This is a genomic window from Variovorax sp. MHTC-1, assembly GCF_003984645.1.
In the GTDB taxonomy this organism is placed as follows: Bacteria; Pseudomonadota; Gammaproteobacteria; order Burkholderiales; family Burkholderiaceae_C; genus Variovorax.
In genome coordinates this window covers 234,451-258,135 of the sequence record NZ_RWKI01000004.1, presented here as the reverse complement: position 1 = coordinate 258,135, position 23,685 = coordinate 234,451, and the positions used below count along the sequence as shown (strand labels likewise).

Here is a 23,685-nt window from a genome sequence, read left to right as displayed (position 1 = left end):
CGGGAAATCTTGTCACGCGGCGCTCAAACGCGCTCGAGCGCCGTGGCCATGAAGCGCAAGGCCTCAATCCGACTTGATGCCCGCCGCCTTCACGATGCGCGCATTGTTCTCGTACTCGGCCGCGATCTCGTCGGCAAAGGCCTCGGCACCGCCGCCGGTCGGCACGTTGTCGGTGGCCGTCAGCTTGGCGCGCAGCTCCGGACTGGCAAGCGCCTTGTTGATCTCGCTGTTGTACTTGGCGATCAGGATCGGCGGGGTGGCGGCCGGGGCGAAGACGCCGAACAGCGAAGTGAGATTGGCCTCCGGATAACCCAGCTCGCCCAGCGTCGGCACCTTCGGCAGGCTTTCGAGCCGCGCCGGCGCACCTACGGCCAGCGGGCGCAGCTTGCCGGAGCGGATGTGCGGCGCGACGGCGGGCCCGGCATTGATCGAAAGAATCTCGAACTGCGCGCCCAGCGCATCGTTCATCTGCTGGGCTCCACCCCTGTAGGGCACGTGGGTGATGTTCACCTTCGCCGCCGCACGCAACTCCTCGAGCACGATGTGGCCGAGCGAGGCCTGGCCCGAAGTGGCCCAGCGCACCGCACCTGGCCGGGCGCGCGCATCGTCGATCAGGGTGCGGAAGTCGCGGGTGCCGGTCGCTTCCGTGGCCAGCAGCAGCACCGGCGAATACATGACGCTCGCCACCGGCGCGATGTCCTTCTGCGGATCGAAGGGCGACTTGCCGATGTGCGGATTCAAGACCAGCGGGCTGATGGCCGCGAAACCCAGCGTCGCGCCGTCCGGCGCCGCCTTGGCAACCGCATCCATGCCGATGGTGCCGCTGGCGCCCGCCCTGTTCTCGACCACCACGGTGCTGCCCAGTTGCGCGCCGAGCCTGTCGGCCAGTGCGCGGGCCACGATGTCGCTGACCCCGCCGGTCGGATAGGCGACGACCATGCGGATGGTCTTCGGCACGGCCTGCGCCTGTGCCACCGAAACCGCTGCGGCCGCTGCGAAGAGAACCATCGCGGCCCATGCTTTCGTGCCACTCATTGCTGCGTCTCCTTGCGAACACTCATTTTGACGCCGCTGCAATCATGTCGCTGAGCGCCAGGGCATTCCCGACCGCCTCGCTGCCCGCGGTGTTGTCGAAGATGCACCAGCAAGGCGTTCCCTGTTGGCCGGCCTGCCGCAAGCGCTGCGCCAGCTGAGCCAGCTGCACATCGGGATACGAAGACCAGTAGCGCCGCGGCGAACCGTGCAGCCGCAGGTAGACAAGCCCCGGCCAGCCGCCCGGCGCCGCGGCGCGTTCGTGCAGCACCGGATCGGCCAGCACCCGCGCTGTCTCGAAGCGCGCGAGAAGAGTCTCGGCCGCGGGCACGAACCAGCTTGCATGGCGCGGCTCCAGCGCGAGCAGGCCGCGATGGCGCCGCCGCGCCGCCGCGAGGAAACGTGCCGCCACACGCGCATCGAAGGCAAGGCTCGGCGGCAGCTGGACGATCAGGCAGCCGAGCTTGTCGCCCAGCCCGCTGGCTTGCATGAAGAATTCGTCGAAGGCCGGCATCGCACAGGCCAGCCGCTGTTCGTGCGTGATGGTCTGCGGCAGCTTCACGGCAAAGCGGAAATGCGCCGGCGTGCTCGCCGCCCAGCGCGCATAGGTCTCGCGGCGGTGCGGCCGATAGAAGGAACTGTTGATTTCGACCACGTCGAAACGCGCCGCATAGCGCTCCAGGTGCGATCCTTCTTCCGGAAAGTGCGGCCACTGTGGCCGCGGCAGGCTCCACCCCGCGCAACCGACGTGCAGCGAGGCCTGCATCTCAACCTCGGGGATGGTGCTGCGCGTGCAGCTGCTTCAAGCGCTCGCGCGCGACGTGGGTGTAGATCGTGGTGGTCGAGATGTCCGCGTGGCCGAGCAGCAACTGCACTGCGCGCAGGTCGGCGCCGTGGTTGAGCAGGTGCGTGGCAAAGGCATGGCGCAGCGTGTGCGGCGACAGCGGCACGTGGATGCCTGCCGCCAGCGAATGCTTCTTGACGATGATCCAGAACATCACGCGCGTCATGCCCGCGCCGCGCGCGGTGACGAACAAGTCGGCGGTCTGCTGCCCGTCCAGGATGGCGGGGCGCGATTCGTGCAGATAGCGCTCGATCCATCGCCGCGCCTCGCCGCCGAAAGGCACCAGCCGTTCCTTGCTGCCCTTGCCGAGCACGCGCAGCACGCCGTCGTTGAGGCTCAGCTCGAACACCTTGAGCGAAACCAGCTCGCTCACACGCAGTCCGCTCGCATACATCAGCTCGAGCATGGCCCGGTCGCGCAGGCCGAGCGGCGTGTCGACCTCGGGCGCCGCGAGCAGGTCGTCGACCTGCTTCTCCGACAGGGTCTTGATCGCACGCGGCATCTGCCTGGCCGGCGCCAGCCGCAGGCTCGGGTCGGCGGCGATGCGCTGTTCGCGCAGGGCCCAGCGGAAGTAGCGCTTGAACACCGTGAGCCGGCGGTTGGCGGAAGTGGCCTTGCCCTTGTCGGAGAGCTTGGCGCCCATGTAGGCCTGCAGGTCGGTCTCGCGCGCGGCGTCCAGCGCGCTGCCGCGCTGGGCCTGGAGCCATTGGGCGAAGAGCGCGAGGTCGCGCCGGTAGGCCGCCAGCGTGTTCTTCGACAGGCCGTCCTCGAGCCACAGTGCGTCGATGAAGTCGTCGATTTCGGGCGTGTCGGTGGCCGCGGTCATGCTGTGCAAGATAGCAAAAGAAAAAGCCGCCCGTGGCGCGGGCGGCTCTGATGGGAGAAGGCCGGCTTATTCGAGCGTGAGCTTCTGCTTGGCGACCACCTGCTTGTAGACCTCGTACTCGGCCTTGATCTGCGCCGCGAACTGCTCGGGCGAGTTGGCGACGACCAGCGAACCGGTGTCCTCGATGCGCTTGCGCACCGCCGGGTCTTCGAGCGATTTCTTCACGCCGGCATTGACCTTGTCGACCACTTCCTTCGGCAGGCCCTTGGGACCCAGGATGCCGTAGTAGGCCATGCGGTTGACAGGCTCCAGCGCGACTTCCTTGAAGGTCGGCACGTTGGGAAGATCCTTCAGGCGCTGCGGCGCCGAAACCACGATCGGCACCAGTTTGCCGGACTTGATGAAGGGCAGCGCCGACGGAATGTTGTCGAAAATGATCGGCACCTGGCCGGCCACCACATCGTTCAGCGCCGGGCCGGCGCCGCGGTAGGGAATGTGGGTGATGAAGGTGCTGGTCAGGTTCTTGTAGAGCTCCATCAGCAGATGGCCGATGCCGCCGGTGCCCGAGGATGCATAGGAGTACTTGCCCGGATTCTTCTTGATCTCGGCCACGAACTCGGCGTAGTTCTTGGCCGGAAAGCTCGGATGGACCGCGATGAGATTCGGCGTCGCCGCGATGTTGATGATCGGCGTGAAGTCGGTGATCGGGTCGTAGGGCACCTTGGGATTGATCGCCGGATTGGCGGCCGTGCTCGACACCGTTGCCACGCCGAGCTTGTAGCCGTCCGGCGCGACCCGCGCGGTCTCTGCTGCGCCGACGATGCCGCCGCCGCCGGCCTTGTTGATCACCACCACGCTCTGGCCCAGCGCCTTGCCCAGCGGCTCGGAGATCACGCGCGCCACGATGTCGGTGGTGCCGCCGGGTGCAAAAGGCACCTGCAGCTCGATGGGCTTGTTGGGGTAGCCCTGCGCCCAGCTGGGGCCGGCGATCAGCGCCAGCGCGGCGGCGCCGGCGAGTGCATTCCATTGACGACGTTGCATTGAAGAGCTCCTGGAGGTCGAAAAAAGCGAAGCCAGGATGCTAACGGGTCTGCGCGCGCCGCAGTTCGTGGATAACCCATGGGAATGGGCCGTTTATCCTCGACCGGTGAACTATGCCCAGCTGCTCTTCCCCGACTTCTCCCTCATCGCCTGCGGCTGGCTGCTTTGCCGCTATACCCCGCTGGACCGTCGCGTCTGGGACCAGGTCGAGAGCCTGGTCTACTACTTTCTCTTTCCCGTGCTGCTGTTCCACTCGATCGTGCGCAGCCCGCTCGACTTCGGTGCCACCTCGCACCTGCTGACCGCCGGCGTCGGCGTCGGTCTGTCCGGCATCGCGCTCGCCTACATGCTGCCCTTCCTGCCCGGCATCGGCGCGCACATCGACCGCAGCGACCATGCAGCCAGCGCGCAGATCGCCTTCCGCTTCAACTCCTTCATCTGCCTTGCGCTGGCCGAGCGGACCGCAGGCCCCGCCGGGCTCCTCATGATTGCGGTGCTGATCGGCGCCTGCGTGCCGCTCTTCAACATCGCTGCCGTGTGGCCGATGGCGCGGCATGCGCAGACCGGCCTGGCGCGGCAGCTGATCCGCAACCCGCTGATCATTGCGACGCTCAGCGGCCTGGTCGCCAACGTGCTCGGCTTCGGCGTCCCGAACTGGCTGGAGCCCACGCTCACGCGCATCGGCGCCGCGTCGCTCGCTCTCGGCCTGATGGCGGCCGGCGCCGGCATGCAGTTCGCGACGCTCGCGCGCGGCAAGGTGCTCGCGGTGTCGGTGCTGTCGATCCGCCATCTGGCGCTGCCGCTGATCGCCTGGGGCCTGGCCGGCGCACTGCAGCTCGACGGGGCGCAGGCCGCGGTGCTGATGACCTTTTCCGCGGTGCCGACCGCTTCGAGCGCCTACGTGTTGGCCGCACGCATGGGCTACAACGGACCCTACGTGGCGGGCCTGGTCACGCTGTCGACGCTGCTCGGTGTGGCAAGCCTGCCCTTCGCCCTGGCGCTCTCGCGCTGATCGTCATCGTCATCGTCATCGTCAGTCGCTACCATCGGACGATGCGCTACCTACCGGCCGTTGTCGCAGCATTGCTCGCGGGGGCGGTGCAGGCACAGGAGCACACCCGCTACCACGGCGCGTGGAGCGGGCCGTTTCTTTTCTACGTGGTCCAGCAGGACACCGGCGCGCAGGGTCCGCCGGCGGTCCATCCGGGCGCGATGCAGATCGATCCCGACGGCACGGTGCGCGCTCAGGTGCCGGGCGGTGCCTGCACGATGACGGGCTCCAGCGTCGACTTCGTCTCGCCGGCCAATGCCTCGCTCGACCTCACGGTGAGCGGCTGCAAGGACACGCGCTTCAACGGGCATTTCAGCGGCAAGCTGATCAACAACCCGGTCCTCAAGTACGCCTCGCTGCGGCTGAACTCGATGCGTTCGCTCGACGCAGGAACGGCGCAGATCTCGGCCATCATGCGGCGCTGAAGTCGAGGGCCCATTCGACGTGCTCGCGCACCAGCGCACTGGGATGCGAGCGCCGCGTCGCGAGGATCTCACGCACCTCCTCATGGCCCGCACGCAAGGCATTGCCCAGCGCCACAGCCACGTTGCGCAGCCAGCGCTCGTGGCCGATGCGGCGGATCGGGCTGCCTTCGGTGTAGCGCAGAAAGTCCTCCTCGGTCCACGCGAAGAGCTCGCCGAGCTGGCGCCCGGTGAGCCCGTCGCGCGCATCGAAGTCCGGCAGCGCGCTCTTCTTGGCGAACTTGTTCCACGGGCAGATCAACTGGCAGTCGTCGCAGCCGTAGATGCGGTTGCCGATCAGCGGCCGCAGTTCGAGCGGGATCGGCCCGGCATGCTCGATGGTGAGGTAGGAGATGCAACGCCGCGCATCGAGCCGGTAGGGCGCGACGATGGCGCGCGTCGGGCACACGTCGATGCAGGCGCTGCAGCTGCCGCAGTGCGCGGTGACCGGTGCGCTCGGCGGCAGCGCCATGTCGACGTAGATCTCGCCCAGGAAGAACATCGAGCCCGCATCGCGGTCCAGCACCAGCGTGTGCTTGCCGCGCCAGCCCTGGCCGCTGCGCGAAGCCAGTTCGGCTTCCAGCACCGGCGCCGAATCGGTGAAGGCGCGGTGGCCGAAAGGCCCCACCTCGGCGGCGATGCGCTCGGCCAGCTTCGCAAGCCGCGAGCGCATGACCTTGTGGTAGTCGCGGCCGCGCGCATAGACCGACACGATGCCTTCGACGGGCCTGCGCAACCGGTCGAACTCCACCGCCTGCCAGTCGTCGGTCGTGCTGCGCGGCAGGTAGTCCATGCGCGCGGTGATCACCGACACCGTCCCCGGCACCAGCTCTGCAGGCCGCGCGCGCCGCGTGCCGTGCGCGGCCATGTAGTGCATCTCGCCATGGAAGCCCTCGGCCAGCCATCGCGTGAGCCCCTCTTCCGCGCTCGACAGATCGACGCCCGCGATCCCGATTTGGGAGAATCCGAGCTCCCGGGCCAAGGCCTGAATCCGAATCACGAGTTGATGGCTGCCGATCACCTGCCGATTGTAGAAACGCAAAGCCTCGTGCAACGCTGGCGCAGCGAGGACGATTGCGACGCCCTCGCGCGCGCGCTCGCGTCGTCGCCCGACCTGGCTGACGCGTTCATTGCTTTGCATGGAGACCTCGGCGCCGGCAAGACCACCTTCGTGCGCCACCTCTTGCGCGCACTGGGCATCGGCTCGCGCATCAAGAGCCCGACCTACGCGGTGGTCGAGCCGCACGAAGCGCCCGGCGGCCTCAGCATCTTCCACTTCGATTTCTATCGTTTCAGCGATCCCCACGAATGGGACGATGCAGGCTTCCGTGACATCTTCGCGGGTTCGGGCCTCAAACTCGCGGAATGGCCAGAAAACGCTGCAGGGCGCATTCCGCTTGCGGATCTTGCTATTAAAATCGAAGCAATGATCGACGATACCCGCACCGTGACCCTGCACGCGAACACGCCGCGCGGCAGCCGGCTGCTGGCCGCCGCTTCCTCATGAAAGCCGGCCAACTCAAACGTCGCGTGCTGCTGCAAGGCGGCAGCATCGCTCTCTTGCTCGGCGTGCACGAGATCGCGCGCGGCGCCACCATCGTGGCGGTGCGCGTCTGGCCGGCAGCCGACTACACGCGCGTCACCATCGAATCCGACGGCCGGCTGAACTCGCAGCAACTCGTGGTCGGCAGTCCGCCGCGGCTGGCGGTCGACATCGACGGCATCGAACTCAATCCCGCGCTGCGCGAGCTGGTCGGCAAGATCAAGCCCGGCGACCCCTACATCAACGGCCTGCGCGTCGGGCAATTCGCGCCCGGCGTGGTGCGCATCGTGTTCGACCTCAAGCAGTCGGTGGCCCCTCAGGTGTTCTCGCTGGCACCGGTGGCCGCCTACCAGCACCGGCTGGTGCTGGACCTCTATCCGCAACAGGCGATCGATCCGCTGGAAGCCCTGATCGCCGAGCGGCTGCGCGATGCGCCCAAGGCCGCCGGCCGCGACGGCACCGTCGCGGGCATTGCGCCGGGCACTCCCGCGCCTCCGGCCGTCGATCCGCTGGGCGAACTGATGGCGCAGCAGGCGACGCGCTCCTCGCCTTCTTCGCCGCCCGGACAGGCGCTGGTCGTTCCGGCGCCGCTGCCGCCCGTGGTGGGAACGACGCCGGTAACGCCCCTCCCGCCGCCATCTTCCGCCACCGCGCGCAACGGCGGCGCGACCGCGAGCCGCACCGACCGCATCATCATCGTCGCGCTCGATCCGGGCCACGGCGGCGAGGACCCGGGCGCGATCGGCCCCAACGGCACGCGTGAAAAAGACATCGTTCTGCAGGTCGCGTACCGGCTGCGCGACCGCATCAACGCGAGCAGCGTCAACGGCAATCCGATGCGCGCCTTTCTCACCCGCGATGCCGATTTCTTCGTGCCGCTGGGCGTGCGCGTGCAGAAGGCGCGCCGGGTGCAGGCCGACCTGTTCGTGAGCATCCATGCCGACGCCTTCACCACGCCCGCAGCGCGCGGCGCCAGCGTGTTCGCGCTGAGCCAGACCGGTGCGTCGAGCAGCGCCGCGCGCTGGCTCGCCAACAAGGAGAACCAGGCCGACAAGGTCGGCGGCGTGAACGTGGGCACGCACGAGGTCCAGGTGCAGCGCGCCCTGCTCGACATGAGCACCACGGCTCAGATCAACGACAGCCTCAAGCTCGGCGGCGCGATGCTCGGCGAGATCCGCGGCATCGGTGCGCGCCTGCACAAGCCGCGAGTCGAGCAGGCCGGCTTCGCGGTGCTCAAGGCACCCGACATCCCGAGCGTGCTGGTGGAGACTGCCTTCATCAGCAACCCCGAGGAAGAAGCCAAGCTGCGCAGCGTTGCCTACCAGGAAGACCTTGCGGACGCGCTGATGCGCGGCATCCAGCGCTACTTCGCGCAGAACCCGCCGCTGGCGCGCAGCCGCCAGCTCTAGCGCGTTCGGCGGAGCCGAAGTTCGCCACGACGACAGGCCCCTGGGAAGGTGCGTCCCTGCCTGCGCAACGCGCGCGCCTTGTTGCACGAATGCAGCGCATGATCTCGGGCAAGGGCCTGCGGCGGGCTCCTACACCGGCGGCACGGGTTCTTAACAAAATGTGTCCATCACTCATCGAAAGGGGACACCATGAAGACACGTCTTTGGATCACGGCCGCAACGGCCACGACCCTCATGACCTTGGCAGGCTGCGCAGCGGGACCGAACGAGCAATGGGGTACCGCGGGCGGCGCTGTGGGCGGCGCGGTGCTCGGCAATGCCATCGGCGGGAACACCGCCAGCACGGTGGGTGGTGCGGCGATCGGCGGCGTGATCGGCAACCAGGTGGGTCGCCGCGCCGACGAGCGCAACTACTACCGTGGACAACGCAGCGGCGGCTACTACCCGTACAACGGCCCGTCCTACTGAGCTCGCGGCTCTTCCATGATCGAAGGCGCGTCCGAGGACGCGCCTTTTTTGTTGGCTTCAGCGTACGGAGGAAGGCGTGCGGCCGGCGCGCCAGGCGCCGAAGATTGCGATCAGGCCCGGCACGATGATCAGCGCCCAGATGATCTTGTCCAGGTGTTCCTTGACGAAAGGCATGTTGCCGAACAGGTAGCCCGCGGTGCACAGGCTCAGCACCCACACCAGCGCGCCGACGACGTTGTAGAGGCTGAACTTGGTGCGCGTCATCTCGGCCACGCCGGCCACGAAGGGCGCGAAGGTGCGGATGAAGGGCATGAAGCGCGCGAGGATGATGGTGATGCCGCCATAGCGCTCGTAGAAGGCATGGGCCTGGTCGAAGGCCTTGCGGTTGAAGAAGCGCGAGCTCTCCCACTGGAAGACCTTGGGCCCGAAATAGCGCCCGATGCTGTAGTTGCACTGGTCGCCGAGGATCGCAGCCGCGATGAGGATCGGCACCGCGACCGAATAGCTCATCAGCCCCGCGCCGCACAGCGCGCCGACGATGAAGAGCAGCGAGTCGCCCGGCAGGAAGGGCATGACCACCAGCCCGGTCTCGACGAACACGATCAGGAACAGCAGCGCGTAGACCCAGGGCCCGTAGGCGATGACGAAGGCCTCGAGGTGCTTGTCGACATGCAGGATGAAGTCGATGAAGAAGCTGATGATTTCCATGGACGCGCATTATCCGGGCGGCACCGCCCGGCGCTCGAGAAGCCCTTCTAGAATGCCCCGGTGAGCGCTCTCCCCTCCTCCCCCGCACCGGTCGCGCGCCGTCCGATCCGCGAACTTCCCGACGAACTGATCAGCCAGATCGCGGCCGGCGAAGTGGTCGAGCGGCCGGCCTCGGTGGTGCGCGAACTGCTCGACAACGCGCTCGACGCCGGCGCGCGCCAGGTCACGGTGCGGCTCTCGGCCGGCGGCGTGCGGCTGATCTCGGTCGAGGACGACGGCCAGGGCCTGCCGCGCGACGAGTTGCCGCTGGCGCTGCGCCGCCACGCGACCAGCAAGATCGCGAGCCTGAACGACTTGGAGACGGTGGGCACGATGGGTTTTCGCGGCGAGGCGCTGGCCGCGATCAACGCCATTGCCGAGCTCAGCTTGCAGTCCCGCTTCCACGCCGCCGACGGCGCCTTCGCGCTCGACGGCCGCACCGGCGAGCTGCGGCCGGTGGCGCGCGCGACCGGCACCACGGTCGAGGTGCGCGAGCTGTTCTTCGCCACGCCCGCCCGGCGCAAGTTCTTGAAGACCGACGCGACCGAGCTCGCGCACTGCATCGAGGCGGTGCGCCGCCATGCGCTGGCGCGGCCCGATGTGGGCTTCTCGGTCTGGCACGAAGGCCGGCTGGTCGAGCAGTGGCGCGCCGCCGATGCGCGCGAGCGGCGCTTGGCCGATGCGCTCGGCGAGGATTTCGTCGCCCAGAGCGTGGCGGTCGAGCACGCCGCGGGCCCGGTGCGCGTGGCGGGCCGCGCCGGCATTCCCGATGCGGCACGTTCGCGCGCCGACCAGCAGTTCTTCTACGTCAACGGCCGCTTCGTGCGCGACAAGGTGCTGGCCCACGCGGTGCGCAGCGCCTACGAAGACGTGCTGCACGGCCAGCGCCAGCCGGTCTACGCGCTCTATCTCGAGATCGATCCGGCGCGCGTCGACGTCAACGTGCATCCCACCAAGATCGAAGTGCGCTTCCGCGATGGGCGCGAGGTGCACCAGGCGGTGCGCCACGCGATCGAGAACGCGCTGGCCGCGCCGCGGGCCGGCGAAGCGGCAGCGGCGGCGGCCGAGCCCTTCTTCAAGCCGCTTTCGCCCCGGCCCGTGCCTTCGTGGACGCAACCGGCCATCCATTTCGCCGCGGAACGCGGCCTCGGCGATTCGGCCGCGATGTGGCCCGGCGAGCGCAACGACATTGCCGCGACGCCGGCCGCGCCCTTCACCGCGCCCTTCACCGCGCCTGCACCGATCAAGCCCGCCCCGGCCGCCGACGAGGCCCAGGCCTGGCCGCTGGGCCGCGCGCTGGCCCAGCTGCAGGGCATCTACATCCTGGCCGAGAACAGCCAAGGGCTGGTGATCGTGGACATGCATGCGGCGCACGAGCGCATCGTCTACGAGCGCCTGAAGACCCAACTCGACGGCGCTGCGATCACGAGCCAGCCGCTGCTGATCCCGGCCACCTTCGCCGCCACGCCGCAGGAAGTGGCGACCGCCGAGGCCTGCGCCGCAGTGCTGCCCGCGCTGGGCCTGGAGATCACGCCCTTCTCGCCGCGCACTCTTGCGGTGCGCGCGGTGCCCGGCACGCTGGCCGACGGCGACCCGGTGGAGCTTGCCCGCAGCGTACTGGCCGAACTGGCCAACCACGACGCCAGCACCGTGGTGCAGCGGGCCCAGAACGAGCTGCTGTCGACAATGGCCTGTCATGGCGCGGTGCGCGCCAACCGTCGGCTGACCATCGACGAGATGAACGGCCTCCTGCGCCAGATGGAAGCCACCGAGCGCTCGGACCAGTGCAACCACGGCCGGCCGACCTGGCGCCAGGTCTCGATCCGCGAGCTCGATTCGCTGTTCCTGCGCGGACGCTGAACCGCGAGCGGCGCCCAGGAAGTTCGCAAGTTCCGCACATTTGGCAGCTGTTGGACACGTAACTGAGGGTTTTCATGGGTCATCGGCAGACCGGGCACGCACGTTGCATGCAGTCTTTCGTTGAACTTTCCGGTCGAGCACCTGTCTCTTTCAGTCTTGCCCATGAAATCCTGGTCCCTGTTCGCATCCGCTACCGCGCTGGTCGCCTTGCTGGCGGCCGGTTGCTCCACCCTCGACGAGCGGCAACGCGAATGGATCTTCCAGCCGAGCGACCGCAGCTGGGGCAATTCCGAATCCATGACCGAGGGCATGGACCACGTCTGGATCGACTTCCAGTCCTCCGTCACCGGCCAGCCGGCCCGCCTGCACGGCCTCTGGCTCGGCGGTGCGCCTGCGTCGGCCGACACGCCCGTCCTGCTCTACCTGCATGGCGCGCGCTACAACGTGGCAGGCTCTGCGCCGCGCATGCGGCGCATGCACGAGCTGGGCTTCTCGGTGCTGGCCATCGACTACCGCGGCTTCGGCAAGAGCAGCAAGGCCCTGCCCTCCGAAGACTCGGCCCGCGAAGACGCGCGCGCCGCATGGATCTGGCTCGCGGCGCGGCATCCCCAGCAGCCGCGCTACATCTTCGGCCACTCGCTGGGCGGAGCGATCGGCATCGACCTGGCCTCGCGGGTCAATGACGAGAGCGGCACCATCGTCGAGAGCACCTTCACCTCCATCGCCGACGTGGTGAGCAGCTTCAAGTGGGGCTGGCTGCCCTTCGGCCCCTTCATCACCCAGCGCTTCGAAGCGGTCACCAGGGTCAAGACCATCGGCGCCCCGCTGCTGGTGGTGCATGGTGCGGCCGACAGCCTGATCAATCCGACCCTGGGCCGCAAGCTCTACGAGGCGGCCACGGTGCCCAAGCAGTTCGTGCTGGTCGAAGGCGGCTCGCACCACAGCACCGGTTCGGTCGGCCAGGCGCAGTACCGCGCGGCCCTGTCGCAGCTGTTTCGCATGAAGGAGCCGCCGACCGAGATGGCCGCCCGCGACAGCGGCAGCGGCGCGCCGGCCGCGCCTGCGATCGTCCTGCCACCGCAAGCCCGGTCCACAGGCCAGGCGATCTGAGTCGGCGCCGGCGCCCGGCGCGCCGGCTTTGTTACCCTTGGGCGCATGCCGCCCCCTCCCGACGCACCGGCCCTTCCGCAACTCGCGCCGCGTGCCACGGTCATGTCGCCCGCGCTGGTCGTGCTCACGCTAGCCTTGCTGCTGGGCATCCAGCCCGTCACCACCGATCTCTACCTGCCTGCGCTCCCGGCACTGACGAGCGGCTTCGGCGCCCGCATGTCGCAGGCGCAGCTCACGCTGAGCGCGCTGCTGCTGGCCTTCGGCTGCGCGCAGCTCGTCTTCGGGCCGCTGTCCGACCGCTTCGGCCGCCGGCCCGTGCTGCTGTGGGGCCTCGCCGGCTATGTGGCAGCGAGCCTCGGCGGCGCGATCGCACCGTCGATCGAGCTGCTGATCGTCTGGCGCACGCTGCAGGGCGCGGCGATGGGTGCGGCGGTGATGGCAGCGCGCGCGATCGTGCGCGACCTCTACCAGCCGGCCGACGGCGCACGCGTGATGTCGCGCGCGCTCACCGGCCTCGGCGTGATCGCCTGCCTGTGCGCCCCCTTGGGCGGCCTGGTGTCCGACCTGTTCGGCTGGCGCATCGCGCTCTTGGTGCCGGCGCTCTTCGGCGGCGTCACGCTCGCGCTGATCGCGCTGCGCTTCGGCGAGACGCTGGTGCGCCCCAACCCCGATGCGCTGCGCCTCGCCACGCTCGCCACCACCTGGACGATGGTGCTGCGCAATCCCACCTTCCTCGCCTTTTCGGCGCTGACGACAGCGGCCTATGGGCTGCTCTTCACCTTTCTCGCCGCTTCGTCCTTCGTCTTCATCCAGGTGCTCGGCCTCACGAAAACGCAGTACGGCCTGGTGATGCTGTGGAATTCGCTCGCCTACATTGCCGGCACCTTCGTTTGCCGGCGCTGGCTGCCGCGCTACGGCGTGCGCGGCAGCGTGGCGCGCGCGTCGCTCCTGACGCTGGCCGGGGGCAGCGCGATAGGCCTGCTGGCGCTGGCCGGCGTGCATTCGGTCGCGGCCATCGTGGTGCCGCTCACGCTGATCATGGCGGGGCACGGCGTGTACCAGCCCTGCGGCCAGAGCGGCGCAGTCGGCCCCTTTCCGCAGGCCGCCGGCGCGGCCTCTGCACTCAACGGCTTTTTGATGATGCTGGCGGCCTTCGGCATCGGCGGTTGGCTCGGCGCGCGCATGGACGGCACCGTGCTGCCGCTCGCGCTCGGCATGTGGTTCTGGAGCGTGTGCATCGCGCTGATCGCCTGGACGCTGGTGCGCAAGTACGGCGCGTCGCATGGGCGTTAAGGCCGGCTATGTGGCGTTGGCGGGGCCGACGGCTTCGGGCAAGACCGCAGCCGCGCTCGCGATTGCGCGCGCGCGGCCGGTCGAAATCGTCAGCGTCGATTCGGCGCTGGTCTACCGCGGCATGGACATCGGCACCGCCAAGCCCACGCCTGCCGAGCGCGCCGAGGCGCCGCATCACCTGATCGACATCCGCGACCCGAGCGAGCCCTACAGCGCCGCAGCCTTCGTGGCAGACGCGACGCGGCTCATCGCCGAGATCCGCGGGCGCGGCCGGCTGCCGCTGCTGGTGGGCGGCACCATGCTCTACTTCAAGGCGCTGGCCGAGGGTATCGATGCCATGCCCGCGGCCGACCCTGCCGTGCGACGGCAGCTCGAATCCGAAGCTGCCGCGCTGGGCTGGCCCGCGATGCATGCCAGGCTGGCCGAAGTCGATGCCCTCACCGCCGCGCGGCTCGCGCCCAACGACAGCCAGCGCATCCAGCGCGCGCTGGAGGTGTGGCTGACGAGCGGCCGCACCATGGCCAGCTTCCATGCCGAGCAGGGAGCGGGCGGCATGCCGCCGGTCGCGCTCTTCTCGCTCGAACCCACCGAGCGCGCCTGGCTGCACCAGCGCATCGCCGAGCGCTTCGATGCGATGCTCGCCGTTGGCTTTCTGGACGAGGTGCGGGCCCTGCGCGCGCGCGGCGACCTCGCGCCCGAGCTGCCCTCGATGCGCAGCGTCGGCTATCGCCAGGCCTGGGAAGCGCTGGACGGCCTCTTCCCGATGGCCGAACTGCGCGAACGCGGCATCGCCGCGACGCGCCAGCTCGCCAAGCGCCAGATCACATGGCTGCGCAGCATGCCCACGCGCCGCGTGATCGCGGCCGAGGCGCCCGATGCGGCGGAGCGCATCGTGCAGCAGGTGTGCGAGATCGCATGACGCTGCGGATCACCGGGCTGGCCAAGCGCTACAGCGAGGCGACCGTGTTCGAGCAGGTTTCGCTCGAAGTCGCATCCGGCGAGTTCGTCGCAGTCGTCGGCGAATCGGGCGTCGGCAAGTCGACACTGCTCAACTGCATGGCCGGGCTCGACAGCTGGGACGCCGGCAGCGTCGTGCACGGCGGCATCGACATCGGCGCGCTCGACGCCGAGGCGCGCGCGCTGTGGCGCCGCAAGCACGTCGGCTTCGTGTTCCAGGCTTTCCATGTGCTGCCGCACCTGGACGTCGCGCAGAACGTCGCGCTGCCGCTGATGCTGCTGAAGCAGCAGGATCCGGCGCGCGTGGCGCACATGCTCGACGCGGTCGGGCTGGGCGGGCTCGGCGAGCGGCTGCCCCAGCAATTGAGCGGCGGCCAGCTGCAGCGCGTGGCCATCGCGCGCGCGCTGGTGCACCGGCCGGCGCTGCTCCTGGCCGACGAGCCCACCGGCAATCTCGATCCGACGACCGCCGCGAAGGTGATGGACGTGCTCCTGGCCCAGACGCGCGAGCATGGCGCCTCGCTGGTGCTGGTGACGCATTCCGAAGCGGCGGCGGCGCGCGCAGACCGCGTGCTGCACCTGAGCGCAGACGGCATCCGGGCCTGATTCCCCGGCCTGGGGAAAGCCCCAGCTCGCCACGGCAGCCCGCCGGTCGTATTCTGTATACAGAGTTCAGAACGACCCGCCCGATGCCAGCCCGACTCGTCCAGATCGCCGCCGCCCCCGACCTCGTCGACCAGGTCTACCGCGCGCTGCTCGATGCCATCAGCAGCGGCTCGCTGGCGCCCGGCGAGCGCATCACGCAGGAAGACCTGGCCAGGCGGCTGGCGGTGTCGCGCCAGCCGGTGCTGCAGGCGCTGCGCCTCTTGAAGAAAGACGGCTTCGTGCTCGACGCGCCGGGCCGCGGCCTCCTGGTCGCGCCGCTCGATGCCGAATGGACCGCCAAGGTCTACCAGGTGCGCGGCGCGCTCGACGTGCTGGCCGCGCGGCTCGCAGCCGAGCAGCACTTCAAGATCGATTCCAAGCTGATCGAGCGCGGCCGCCGTGCCGCGCGCGGCCGCAGCGTCGAAGCCATGATCGATGCCGACATGGCTTTTCACCATGCCATCTACGTCGCATCCGGCAACCCGCTGATCGCGCAGAGCGCCGACCAGCACTGGCGCCATCTGCGCCGCACGATGGGCGCGGTGCTGCAATCCGAGCCGCAGCGCGAGTCGCTGTGGGACGAGCACGAGGCGATCGCAAAAGCCATTGCGGCCGGCGATGCCGATACCGCCGCGCGCCTGAGCGAGGAGCACGGCGCCCAGGCCAGCCAAACGCTCGGCAAGCGGCTGGCCGAACGTCTTTCCGCCCGCACCCTCACCCACGCAGGAGATACCGCATGAGACTCAGCCCCGAGCAGCGCGCGCAGTTCGAGCGCGACGGCTATCTTTTCTTCCCGAGCCACTTCTCCGCCGAAGAGACCAAGGTGCTCACGGACGCCGTGCCCGAGCTCTACGGCCGGCGCGAGGCCTTCAACGTGCGCGAGAAAGGTTCCGACGCCGTGCGCACCAATTTCGCGGCGCACCTGATCAGCGAGCCCTTCGCCCGCCTCGCGCGCCATCCGCGCATGGTCGGCCCCGTGAGCGACCTGTTCGAGGAACAGGTCTACATGCACCAGTTCAAGATCAACGGCAAGATGGCCTTCGAGGGCGACGTCTGGCAATGGCACCAGGACTACGGCACCTGGCTCAACGACGACCTGATGCCGACCGAGCGCGCGATGAACGTCGCGATCTTTCTCGACGACGTGAGCGAATTCAACGGCCCGTTGATGTTCATCCCCGGCAGCCATGTGAAGGGCGTGGTGGAGGCGAAGCACGACCTCACGACCACCAGCTATCCGCTCTGGACGGTCGACAACGACCTGATCCGTCAGCTGGTGAATCGCGCCGGCGGAAAGAACGGAGGCATCGTCTCGCCCAAGGGCCCCGCCGGTTCGATGATCCTGTTCCACAGCTGCCTCGTGCATGCCTCGGGCAGCAACCTCTCGCCCTTCAACCGCGTGGCCGTGTACCTGAGCCTGTGCGCGGTCAGCAACCACATCCGGCGCTTCAAGCGGCCCGAGTACATCGCGCACAGAAACTTTGCGCCGATCGAGATGCTACCGGACGACTGCCTGCTAAAGCCCTACCCGGTCGACGTGCCATGGAAGAACGGTCTGCCCGAGAGTGCGCTCACCACCTCGCTCGAAGAGATCGACACCGTGGCGGCCTGAAGCATGAGCCTTTACACCCGACTCCAACAACGCGCAGCCGAAAGCAAGCCGGTGCGCATCGGCCTGATCGGCGCCGGCAAGTTCGGCTCGATGTACCTGGCGCAGATTCCGCGCACGCCCGGCGTGCAATTGGTCGCCATCGCCGACCTCTCGCCCGCCGCGGCGCACGCCAACCTCGAACGCGTCGGCTGGAAGTCCGAGCGCGCCGGCGCCCGCTCCGTCCAGGAAGCTCTGCAGACCGGCAGCACCTGGATCACCGACGACTGGCAGGCCGTGACGCGCGAGCCCTCGATCGACATCGTGGTCGAGTGCACCGGCAATCCGGTGGCCGCGGTCGACCACTGTCTCGATGCCTTCGCGCACGGCAAGCACGTGGTCAACGTCACGGTCGAGGCCGATGCCTTCTGCGGCCCGCTGCTGGCGCGCCGCGCGCAGCAGGCGGGCGTGGTGTATTCGCTCGCCTTCGGCGACCAGCCGGCGCTGATCTGCGACTTGGTCGACTGGGCGCGCACCTGCGGCTTTCCGGTGGTGGCGGCCGGGCGCGGGCACAAGTGGCTGCCGCATTTCAGCGAGTCGACGCCCGACACGGTGTGGGGCAACTACGGCCTCACGCCCGAGCAGGCGCTGCGCGGCGGGCTCAACCCGAAGATGTTCAACAGCTTCCTCGACGGCTCCAAGCCCTCGATCGAAAGCTCCGCGGTCGCCAATGCCACCGGACTCGGCGTGCCTTCCGACGGCCTGCTCTATCCGCCGGCCAGCGTGGAAGACATCCCCTTCGTCACGCGGCCGAAGAGCGAGGGCGGCGTACTCGAACGCAAGGGGATGGTGGAGGTCGTCTCCTCGCTCGAGGCCGACGGCCGCAAGATTCCCTACGACATCCGTATGGGCGTGTGGGTCACGGTCGAGGCCGAGACCGAGTACATCAAGAACTGCTTCGAGGAATACAACGCGCACACCGATCCGAGCGGGCGCTACTTCACGCTCTACAAGCGCTGGCACCTGATCGGGCTCGAAGTCGGCGTCTCTGTCGCCAGCGTGGCACTGCGCGGCGAGGCGACCGGCGTCGCGAGCTGCTGGAACGCCGACGTGGTGGCCACCGCCAAGCGCGACCTCGCGGCGGGCGAGACGCTCGACGGCGAAGGCGGCTACACCGTGTGGGGCAAGCTGCTGCCGGCGGAACGCTCGATGCGCATCGGCGGACTGCCGCTGGGCCTCGCGCACAACATCAAGCTCGTGCGCCCGGTGAAGAAGGGCCAGAGCCTCTGCTGGGCCGACGTCGCGATGGACAGCACGACCCACGCCTACAAGATCCGCCGCGAGATGGAATCGATGTTCGCGCCGGCGCAGGCCAGGGCAGCCTGATGGGGTCGACCGCCGTCGCCCTGCGCCATGCAATGGCCGCAGGCACGATGACAGCCGAAGCCGCAGCCCGTGCCGCCCTCGATCGCATCGCCGAACGCGAGCCGCTGATCCATGCCTGGCAGCACGTCGACACCGAGGGCGCCATCGCCGCGGCGCGCGCACTCGATGCGCGCGGCCGGCCCGGCCTGCTCGGCGGCGTGCCGATCGGCGTCAAGGACCTCATCGCCACCGGCGATATGCCCACGCGCTACGGCTCGCCGATCTACGAGGGCTTCCGTCCTGCTGCCGATGCCGCCTGTGTGGCTCTCGCGCGCGCGGCCGGCGCGCTCGTGATCGGCAAGACCGTGACCACCGAGTTCGCCTACTTCTCGCCCGGCCCCACGGCCAACCCGCGCAACCCGGCCCATACGCCCGGCGGCTCGTCCAGCGGCTCGGCCGCCGCCGTGGCCGACGGCATGGTGCCGATCGCCTTCGGCACGCAGACCGCGGGATCGCTGATCCGCCCGGCTTCCTTCTGCGGCGTGTTCGCGCTCAAGCCCACCTTCGGCCTGCTGAGCCTCGAGGGCATCAAGCCCTTCTCGCCCTCGCTCGACACCCTGGGCTGGCTGGCGCGCAGCGCCGACGACCTCGAACTGATGCGCTGCGCGATGAACGGCACCGCCTTCGCGCCGCTGCCGCTGACCGCGCCCACTGCCTTGCGCATCGGCGTCTGCCGCACCCACGAATGGCCGGCCGTCGATGCCGGCGGCGCGGCGGCCTTCGAACAAGCGCTGAAGCTGGCTGCTGCCGCCGGCGTCACGCTGCGCGACGTCGCCCTGCCCGCCGCATGGGCCGGCCTGCTGGAGTCGCAGAAGACCGTGATGGCCTACGAAGCCGCGAGCCAGCTCGACACCGAATGGCGCCAACATCCCGAGCAGCTCAGCGCGGCGCTCAGCGCCTTGCTGCAAGCCGGCCGCGACTGCAGCGACGAGACCTACGCACAGGCGCTGGCGCAAGCCACCATCGCCCGTCGCCTGCTGCCCGAGCTGATGCGCGATGTCGATGCACTGCTGGTACCCGCCGCTCCCGGCGAGGCACCGGCGGGCTTGGCCGCCACCGGCGACCCGGTGTTCAACCGCATCTGGACCCTGCTCGGCCCGCCTTGCGTCGCCGTGCCCAGCTTGCTGGGGCCGCAAGGCCTGCCGATCGGCATGCAGCTGATCGGCCATCCGCAGCGCGAGTACGAATTGCTGGCCGTGGCCGGCAGCCTGCACCGCGTGTGGGCCGCGGCCTGAAGCGCTTCGCTCGTTCACGCGTCCGCATACGGCCAGCGTCAAGGCGGCCTCCGGTCGAAGATGGCGCGCATAAATCCGAATCTCCCCCGCCCCTTCGTCAAGCTGGCCTGGTCCAACCTGGCGGACCGGTCGGCCGAGCATCTGAGCCTGGCCGCCGTGCCGCTGGTGGCGGTGCTCGCGCTCGGCGCCGGCCCGGGCGAGATCGGCATGCTGGCCACGGTGCAGACCCTGCCCTTCCTGCTGCTGTCGATCCGCCAGGTCCTGTTCGCGGGCTTTGCGGACGCCCTCAAAAGCCGACTATGACAGCGCGACGACGCAGCTGTTCGGCGAAGCCGGCCACCGCATCGATGCGGCTGCTGGACCACTGGATTCAAGGCCAGTCTGAACTGGACGTTCTGAAGGGCCGGGTCACGCGCGATGACGATCCATTTCGCCGATCCTGCTGAAGCTCTTCGGCCAGCGCGCCCGCGATCTCGACAGGATGGTGCGATGCGATCAGCAGCTTGGAGCGTGCACTGCGGGCACGAGAGATTCCAGTTCAATCCATGGTGAGCTGCGGGAGTGCGTGGAATCGCGTCGACTTCTAAGCGGTGCAGCAAGAAATCCAAGCGCGTCCCCTGCCCAGGAAAGTCCGGGGTCACCGATGTAGGTAACGTCGGCCGCGGCGCAGTTGCGGCAGCCACCATGTCCGTATGTTAGAAGCCCGCCTGTTGGATCAGCACCGACAGCGCACTGTCGATCCAGTTGGGCGCGATGCTTTCGCGCGTGCCTTCGAAATGCACGGTCACCTCGCGCACGGCCGCGAGCGTCGTGTCCGACTCGCCTTCCACCAGCACGCGGAACCAGGCTTCTGCCGGCCGCAGCTCGTTCTTGGGCCGCGCCGGATTGAGCGCGATCGGGCCGCCGTGGTCCTGGGCGAGCAGCATGTGCGGCAGGCGCTTGACCGGGCTGCTGTCGATCGCGCGCACCTGCCCCTGCAGCTTGCGCGTGCGCCCCTTCACGATCACGGTGGCCTCGGTATCGAGCGCCAGGCGCTGGCGGTCGCGCTCCGACACCAGCGCCTCGACGCGCCAACGCCGCCCGTCCACCAGCATCGCGATGAGCTGCGACGGTCCGACCCAGGTGCCCTGGGCGACCAGCGGATCGACGTCGCGTACCTCGCCGGCCTGCGAGGCGACGAGCCGCAGCCGCAGCAGTTCGGCCTCGCGCGCACGTCCCTCCGCCGCCCATCGGCTCGCCTGCTGTTCGGCCACCGCCAGTTGCGCGGCCTGGCCCTCGTCCATGCCGAGCGCGCCGCGTGCGGAGCGGGTGTAGGCATGGGCCAGCGCGCGCGCCTTGTCGCGCGCCTCGGCCTGGCTCGGCGCGTCGAGCGTGAGCAATTCGCGGCCAGGCTGGATGTCGAGCCCGTCGGCGATGTCCAGCGCCGTTACGCGCGCCGCGAAGGGCGAATACAAGGGTTGCTCCGAGCCGGCCTTGATCACCCCCGGCGCCTTGATCCCGGCATGCCAGGGCAGCCACAGCACCAGCATGGCCGCGGCGAGCGCCAGCAGCCAGACTGTCTTGCGGCGGCGCGGGATCTCGGCGCGGCGCTGCATCCATACGCGCAGCTCGGCGACGACCGGGCGGCCGACGAAGACGGCGATCTCGACGAAGAACAGAAGCACGCCGAGCGCCTTGAAGAAGGCGTGGTAGACCACCACCGCGATGCCGACGAACAGCACCAGCCGGTAGATCCAGGTCGCGAAGGCGAAGGCGATCAGGAAGCGACGGAAGCCGGCCGACAGCGCCTCGGGAACCGGGTCGTCCAGCCCGAGCAGCCAGCGGCGCAGGAAGCGTCTCGCCTGCTGGCCCGCGCGCTCGTGCAGGCCGGGGAAGTCGAGCGCATCGGTCAGCATGTAGTAGCCGTCGAAGCGCATGAAGGGGCTGGCGTTGACCAGCAGCGTCAGCACCCAGGCCGTGGTCGCCAGGAAGAACAGCGCGTTGCGCAGGTCGCCCTCGGGCAGGAAGGCCCAGAGGAAGGTCGACCAGGCCGCCAGCACCAGCTCGGACGCGATGCCGGCCGAGGCGATCGCGAAGCGATGGCGCGAGCGAGCGAGCTTCCAGCTCTCTCCGGTGTCGGTGTAGGCCATGGGCCACATCACCAGCAGCGCCACGCCCATGTGGCCGACGCGCACGCCATGGCGCGTCGAGACCAGCGCATGGCCGAGCTCGTGCAGCAGCTTGGAGACGATCAGCGCGCCGGCGAAGCCCAGCACGCCCTCCCAGCTCAGCGCACCGCGCAGGTTGGCCTCCACCGTGTCCCACTGGCGTGCGGCGAGCACGATGCCGGCGAAGGCGGCGAAGGCGGTCAGGCCGAGGAACCAGCGCGTGAAGAGCCAGCTCACCCAAGGCAGGAGCCGCTCGAGCCAGAGCGCCGGGCGCACCAGCGGAATTCGGACGAAGAGGTAGTTGTTGAGCAGCCAGCGCCATGCGGGCATCGGCGCTTTCTGGCGTGCGTTGCGCAGCAGCTGGTGGCGGCCGAGGAAGCCCTGGAGCTCGGCGATGTCGTCGGGCGCCGGCTCGAGTGTGGTGGCCTCTGCCACCTCCTGCGCGATGCGCTGCGGATCGGCCAGGCGCCAGCGCTGCAGGATCTCGAACTCGAGCCATCCGATGCGGAAGAACAGGTTGCGCACCGGGTCGCAGATGTGCCAGGCCGGAGAGCCGTCACGGTTCGCGCCCGCGGCATGGATCTGCAGTTCCTCGCGCAGTGCCGGCCACGGCGCGGGCCCGGCGGCAGCGTGGCTCAGCATCCGCACCACTCCCGCACGGCGGCGAAGGGGCGCCGGAACATGAGGTAGCCAAGCACGGTCCAGTCGCCAGAGATGCGCGCGGTGCCGCGCAGGCCGATGCGGGCGATCGGCGCCTTCTCGTCGATGTGCCCACGCAGCGAGTAGCTCGCCACGCCGTTGGGGGCCTCGACCGCCTGGTAGCCGGCATAGTCGAGCCGCGCCGAGACGGGATCGAGCGGCGCCACGCGCAGGAACAGCGTCATCGGCGCGCCGGGCGCGAGGTTCACCGCCTCGCTGACCGGCGCCCAGGCCTGCACGCCCAACGTGCCCGGATCGGCCAGCAGGCCGACACGCTCGCCGGTCTGCACCGGCCGCCCGGCCCAGTCATCCGGATCGGAGTAGACGAACACGCCCTTGGCCGGCGCCTTGATCGACAGCTGCGCCACCTCGCGCTGCAATGCAGCCACCTCGACCTCGCGCTCGCGCAGCTTGCCGTCGGCCAGGTTGAGCTCGGCCTTGGCGCTCTGCGATTCGATCGCGCGCTGCGATGCCTGATGCAATTCGAGCCGCGCGCTCGCAAGCGCCGCCTGCGCCACCGAGAGGCGGTTGAAGAGCGTGGTGTCGTCGAGCTCGGCGATGACCTGATCGGCCTCGACCGCAGTGTTCGGCGGCACCGTGATGCGCCGGATGACGCCATCGCGCGGCGATGCGATCACCTGGCTTCGCAGCGACACCACCTCCGCTTGCACCAGCGCGTATTCGCGCACCGGCACCAGCAGCAGGAGCGGCAGCAGGATCAGCGACCAGCGCAAGGCGCGGCTGGACCAAAGGCCCTGCCAGACCGTGCCGATCGAGCGCCGGCGTCCGGTCAGCGCCCACCAGGCGTGGCCGTAGGTCGCGGCGGCCTGCAGCAGCAGGTACTCGGGCGCCTCGGCGTCGAATTCGGCCGGCCACGGGTTCTCGCGCGCCAGCAGCAGCACGGCACGCGTTTGGCCGTCGGGGCCGGCGAGCGGCAGCACCCACACGTGGTCGGGCAGCCAGTCGGCCCAGGATGCCGCCAGCGCAGCAGGCAGCATCGAGGGCGCCAGCGAAAGCACGCGCGCAGCGGCAGGCAAGGCATCGAGCTGCGGCCGGAGGTGGTCGGCGAGCTCGGCGAGCCACAGCGCATAAGGCGAATCGGCTTCCACGTCCGCCAGCCCCGAATGGCCGACCAGCCGGGTGCGCCGCGCGCCGAAGTAGCCGACCAGCGCCGCCTGCCGGTAATCGGCGAGCGCATGGGTTTCGTTGCAGATGACGAAGGCGAGATCGGCCGCGCGGCCGGCGGCGCGCACTTTCGCGGCCAGCGCATGAAAGACGAGGTCGGTCACGGCGCTTGGATGCCC

22 protein-coding genes and 1 pseudogene are annotated in these 23,685 nt (G+C 69.3%); 15 read left to right on the top strand and 8 right to left on the bottom strand.

All coding sequences use genetic code 11. The annotated features are described in order from the left end of the window. Nucleotides 1-63 precede the first annotated feature (63 nt). From EJI01_RS09250 to EJI01_RS09235, 4 genes are all read right to left on the bottom strand, one after another. Nucleotides 64-1,035, bottom strand: a complete 972-nt coding sequence (locus EJI01_RS09250) for a Bug family tripartite tricarboxylate transporter substrate binding protein (protein ID WP_126836814.1) — start codon at nucleotides 1,033-1,035, stop codon at nucleotides 64-66. 22 nt (nucleotides 1,036-1,057) lie between these two features. Then, on the bottom strand, nucleotides 1,058-1,798 hold the full coding sequence (locus EJI01_RS09245; RefSeq protein WP_126836813.1) for a DUF72 domain-containing protein: 741 nt from the start codon (nucleotides 1,796-1,798) through the stop codon (nucleotides 1,058-1,060). Between the two features lies 1 nt (nucleotide 1,799). Next, on the bottom strand, nucleotides 1,800-2,702 hold the full coding sequence (gene xerD / locus EJI01_RS09240) for a site-specific tyrosine recombinase XerD (protein WP_126836812.1): 903 nt from the start codon (nucleotides 2,700-2,702) through the stop codon (nucleotides 1,800-1,802). 66 nt (nucleotides 2,703-2,768) lie between these two features. Then, the gene (locus EJI01_RS09235; protein ID WP_126836811.1) at nucleotides 2,769-3,743 is read right to left on the bottom strand and encodes a tripartite tricarboxylate transporter substrate binding protein BugE; all 975 of its coding nucleotides are present in this window, start codon (nucleotides 3,741-3,743) and stop codon (nucleotides 2,769-2,771) included. A gap of 106 nt (nucleotides 3,744-3,849) precedes the next feature. On the opposite strand from EJI01_RS09235, the gene EJI01_RS09230 reads away from it, so the two are divergent. Both EJI01_RS09230 and EJI01_RS09225 read left to right on the top strand, forming a co-directional pair. Continuing rightward, on the top strand, nucleotides 3,850-4,755 hold the full coding sequence (locus tag EJI01_RS09230) for an AEC family transporter (RefSeq protein ID WP_126836810.1): 906 nt from the start codon (nucleotides 3,850-3,852) through the stop codon (nucleotides 4,753-4,755). A gap of 41 nt (nucleotides 4,756-4,796) precedes the next feature. Then, nucleotides 4,797-5,219 carry a hypothetical protein gene (locus EJI01_RS09225; RefSeq protein ID WP_126836809.1) on the top strand — a complete coding sequence of 141 codons (423 nt, stop codon included), beginning with the start codon at nucleotides 4,797-4,799 and terminating at the stop codon, nucleotides 5,217-5,219. On the opposite strand, the gene queG is transcribed toward EJI01_RS09225, so the two are convergent. Next, nucleotides 5,206-6,276 (bottom strand): tRNA epoxyqueuosine(34) reductase QueG, encoded by a 1,071-nt coding sequence (queG, locus tag EJI01_RS09220; RefSeq protein ID WP_126836808.1) that lies wholly within the window; start codon nucleotides 6,274-6,276, stop codon nucleotides 5,206-5,208. The two genes, EJI01_RS09225 and queG, sit on opposite strands and share 14 nt — an antisense overlap. Between queG and tsaE the strand changes: the two genes are divergently transcribed. The 3 genes from tsaE (at nucleotide 6,262) to EJI01_RS09205 (ending at nucleotide 8,675) form a co-directional block, all read left to right on the top strand. Beyond that, nucleotides 6,262-6,762, top strand: a complete 501-nt coding sequence (tsaE, locus tag EJI01_RS09215; protein ID WP_126836807.1) for a tRNA (adenosine(37)-N6)-threonylcarbamoyltransferase complex ATPase subunit type 1 TsaE — start codon at nucleotides 6,262-6,264, stop codon at nucleotides 6,760-6,762. The two genes, queG and tsaE, sit on opposite strands and share 15 nt — an antisense overlap. Continuing rightward, nucleotides 6,759-8,207 (top strand): N-acetylmuramoyl-L-alanine amidase, encoded by a 1,449-nt coding sequence (locus EJI01_RS09210; protein ID WP_126836806.1) that lies wholly within the window; start codon nucleotides 6,759-6,761, stop codon nucleotides 8,205-8,207. The genes tsaE and EJI01_RS09210 overlap by 4 nt, the downstream gene beginning before the upstream one ends. A gap of 189 nt (nucleotides 8,208-8,396) precedes the next feature. After that, nucleotides 8,397-8,675, top strand: a complete 279-nt coding sequence (locus tag EJI01_RS09205) for a glycine zipper domain-containing protein (RefSeq protein ID WP_126836805.1) — start codon at nucleotides 8,397-8,399, stop codon at nucleotides 8,673-8,675. A gap of 57 nt (nucleotides 8,676-8,732) precedes the next feature. On the opposite strand, the gene EJI01_RS09200 is transcribed toward EJI01_RS09205, so the two are convergent. Further along, nucleotides 8,733-9,383, bottom strand: a complete 651-nt coding sequence (locus EJI01_RS09200; RefSeq protein ID WP_126836804.1) for a DedA family protein — start codon at nucleotides 9,381-9,383, stop codon at nucleotides 8,733-8,735. Between the two features lie 60 nt (nucleotides 9,384-9,443). Here EJI01_RS09200 and mutL point away from each other — a divergent pair, with 60 nt between their 5' ends. From mutL to EJI01_RS09150, 10 genes and pseudogenes are all read left to right on the top strand, one after another. Then, on the top strand, nucleotides 9,444-11,282 hold the full coding sequence (gene mutL / locus EJI01_RS09195; RefSeq protein WP_126836803.1) for a DNA mismatch repair endonuclease MutL: 1,839 nt from the start codon (nucleotides 9,444-9,446) through the stop codon (nucleotides 11,280-11,282). A gap of 162 nt (nucleotides 11,283-11,444) precedes the next feature. Next, on the top strand, nucleotides 11,445-12,392 hold the full coding sequence (locus tag EJI01_RS09190) for an alpha/beta hydrolase (RefSeq protein WP_126836802.1): 948 nt from the start codon (nucleotides 11,445-11,447) through the stop codon (nucleotides 12,390-12,392). A gap of 45 nt (nucleotides 12,393-12,437) precedes the next feature. Continuing rightward, nucleotides 12,438-13,685 carry a multidrug effflux MFS transporter gene (locus EJI01_RS09185; protein WP_221885656.1) on the top strand — a complete coding sequence of 416 codons (1,248 nt, stop codon included), beginning with the start codon at nucleotides 12,438-12,440 and terminating at the stop codon, nucleotides 13,683-13,685. Further along, nucleotides 13,675-14,604 carry a tRNA (adenosine(37)-N6)-dimethylallyltransferase MiaA gene (miaA, locus tag EJI01_RS09180; RefSeq protein WP_126836801.1) on the top strand — a complete coding sequence of 310 codons (930 nt, stop codon included), beginning with the start codon at nucleotides 13,675-13,677 and terminating at the stop codon, nucleotides 14,602-14,604. The genes EJI01_RS09185 and miaA overlap by 11 nt, the downstream gene beginning before the upstream one ends. Continuing rightward, complete coding sequence (locus EJI01_RS09175; RefSeq protein ID WP_126836800.1) at nucleotides 14,601-15,248, top strand: ABC transporter ATP-binding protein; 648 nt, start codon at nucleotides 14,601-14,603, stop codon at nucleotides 15,246-15,248. Before miaA ends, EJI01_RS09175 begins: the two co-directional genes overlap by 4 nt. A gap of 83 nt (nucleotides 15,249-15,331) precedes the next feature. Next, a complete protein-coding gene (locus EJI01_RS09170) occupies nucleotides 15,332-16,027 on the top strand; it encodes a GntR family transcriptional regulator (RefSeq protein ID WP_126836799.1) in 696 nt (231 codons plus the stop codon). After that, complete coding sequence (locus tag EJI01_RS09165; RefSeq protein WP_126836798.1) at nucleotides 16,024-16,899, top strand: phytanoyl-CoA dioxygenase family protein; 876 nt, start codon at nucleotides 16,024-16,026, stop codon at nucleotides 16,897-16,899. Before EJI01_RS09170 ends, EJI01_RS09165 begins: the two co-directional genes overlap by 4 nt. A gap of 3 nt (nucleotides 16,900-16,902) precedes the next feature. Continuing rightward, a complete protein-coding gene (locus EJI01_RS09160; RefSeq protein ID WP_126836797.1) occupies nucleotides 16,903-18,261 on the top strand; it encodes an NAD(P)H-dependent oxidoreductase in 1,359 nt (452 codons plus the stop codon). Beyond that, nucleotides 18,261-19,535, top strand: coding sequence for an amidase (locus EJI01_RS09155; RefSeq protein ID WP_126836796.1), 1,275 nt, complete (start codon nucleotides 18,261-18,263; stop codon nucleotides 19,533-19,535). The genes EJI01_RS09160 and EJI01_RS09155 overlap by 1 nt, the downstream gene beginning before the upstream one ends. Nucleotides 19,536-19,595: 60 nt before the next feature. Then, nucleotides 19,596-19,805: pseudogene (locus EJI01_RS09150) on the top strand (MFS transporter); the annotation flags it as partial. 425 nt (nucleotides 19,806-20,230) lie between these two features. On the opposite strand, the gene EJI01_RS09145 reads toward EJI01_RS09150, so the two are convergent. Both EJI01_RS09145 and EJI01_RS09140 read right to left on the bottom strand, forming a co-directional pair. After that, complete coding sequence (locus tag EJI01_RS09145) at nucleotides 20,231-22,324, bottom strand: HlyD family efflux transporter periplasmic adaptor subunit (protein WP_126836795.1); 2,094 nt, start codon at nucleotides 22,322-22,324, stop codon at nucleotides 20,231-20,233. Then, on the bottom strand, nucleotides 22,318-23,670 hold the full coding sequence (locus tag EJI01_RS09140) for an efflux RND transporter periplasmic adaptor subunit (protein ID WP_126836794.1): 1,353 nt from the start codon (nucleotides 23,668-23,670) through the stop codon (nucleotides 22,318-22,320). Before EJI01_RS09140 ends, EJI01_RS09145 begins: the two co-directional genes overlap by 7 nt. Nucleotides 23,671-23,685: the final 15 nt, after the last annotated feature.

Bases quoted from the DNA above. Each gene is read 5' to 3' on its own strand.
- EJI01_RS09250 (WP_126836814.1), bottom strand. From the start codon at position 1,035: ATGAGTGGCACGAAAGCATGGGCCGCGATGGTTCTCTTCGCAGCGGCC.
- EJI01_RS09245 (WP_126836813.1), bottom strand. From the start codon at position 1,798: ATGCAGGCCTCGCTGCACGTCGGTTGCGCGGGGTGGAGCCTGCCGCGG.
- xerD (WP_126836812.1), bottom strand. From the start codon at position 2,702: ATGACCGCGGCCACCGACACGCCCGAAATCGACGACTTCATCGACGCA.
- EJI01_RS09235 (WP_126836811.1), bottom strand. From the start codon at position 3,743: ATGCAACGTCGTCAATGGAATGCACTCGCCGGCGCCGCCGCGCTGGCG.
- EJI01_RS09225 (WP_126836809.1), top strand. From the start codon at position 4,797: ATGCGCTACCTACCGGCCGTTGTCGCAGCATTGCTCGCGGGGGCGGTG.
- tsaE (WP_126836807.1), top strand. From the start codon at position 6,262: ATGGCTGCCGATCACCTGCCGATTGTAGAAACGCAAAGCCTCGTGCAA.
- EJI01_RS09210 (WP_126836806.1), top strand. From the start codon at position 6,759: ATGAAAGCCGGCCAACTCAAACGTCGCGTGCTGCTGCAAGGCGGCAGC.
- EJI01_RS09205 (WP_126836805.1), top strand. From the start codon at position 8,397: ATGAAGACACGTCTTTGGATCACGGCCGCAACGGCCACGACCCTCATG.
- EJI01_RS09200 (WP_126836804.1), bottom strand. From the start codon at position 9,383: ATGGAAATCATCAGCTTCTTCATCGACTTCATCCTGCATGTCGACAAG.
- EJI01_RS09190 (WP_126836802.1), top strand. From the start codon at position 11,445: ATGAAATCCTGGTCCCTGTTCGCATCCGCTACCGCGCTGGTCGCCTTG.
- EJI01_RS09185 (WP_221885656.1), top strand. From the start codon at position 12,438: ATGCCGCCCCCTCCCGACGCACCGGCCCTTCCGCAACTCGCGCCGCGT.
- miaA (WP_126836801.1), top strand. From the start codon at position 13,675: ATGGGCGTTAAGGCCGGCTATGTGGCGTTGGCGGGGCCGACGGCTTCG.
- EJI01_RS09175 (WP_126836800.1), top strand. From the start codon at position 14,601: ATGACGCTGCGGATCACCGGGCTGGCCAAGCGCTACAGCGAGGCGACC.
- EJI01_RS09170 (WP_126836799.1), top strand. From the start codon at position 15,332: ATGCCAGCCCGACTCGTCCAGATCGCCGCCGCCCCCGACCTCGTCGAC.
- EJI01_RS09165 (WP_126836798.1), top strand. From the start codon at position 16,024: ATGAGACTCAGCCCCGAGCAGCGCGCGCAGTTCGAGCGCGACGGCTAT.
- EJI01_RS09160 (WP_126836797.1), top strand. From the start codon at position 16,903: ATGAGCCTTTACACCCGACTCCAACAACGCGCAGCCGAAAGCAAGCCG.
- EJI01_RS09155 (WP_126836796.1), top strand. From the start codon at position 18,261: ATGGGGTCGACCGCCGTCGCCCTGCGCCATGCAATGGCCGCAGGCACG.
- EJI01_RS09145 (WP_126836795.1), bottom strand. From the start codon at position 22,324: ATGCTGAGCCACGCTGCCGCCGGGCCCGCGCCGTGGCCGGCACTGCGC.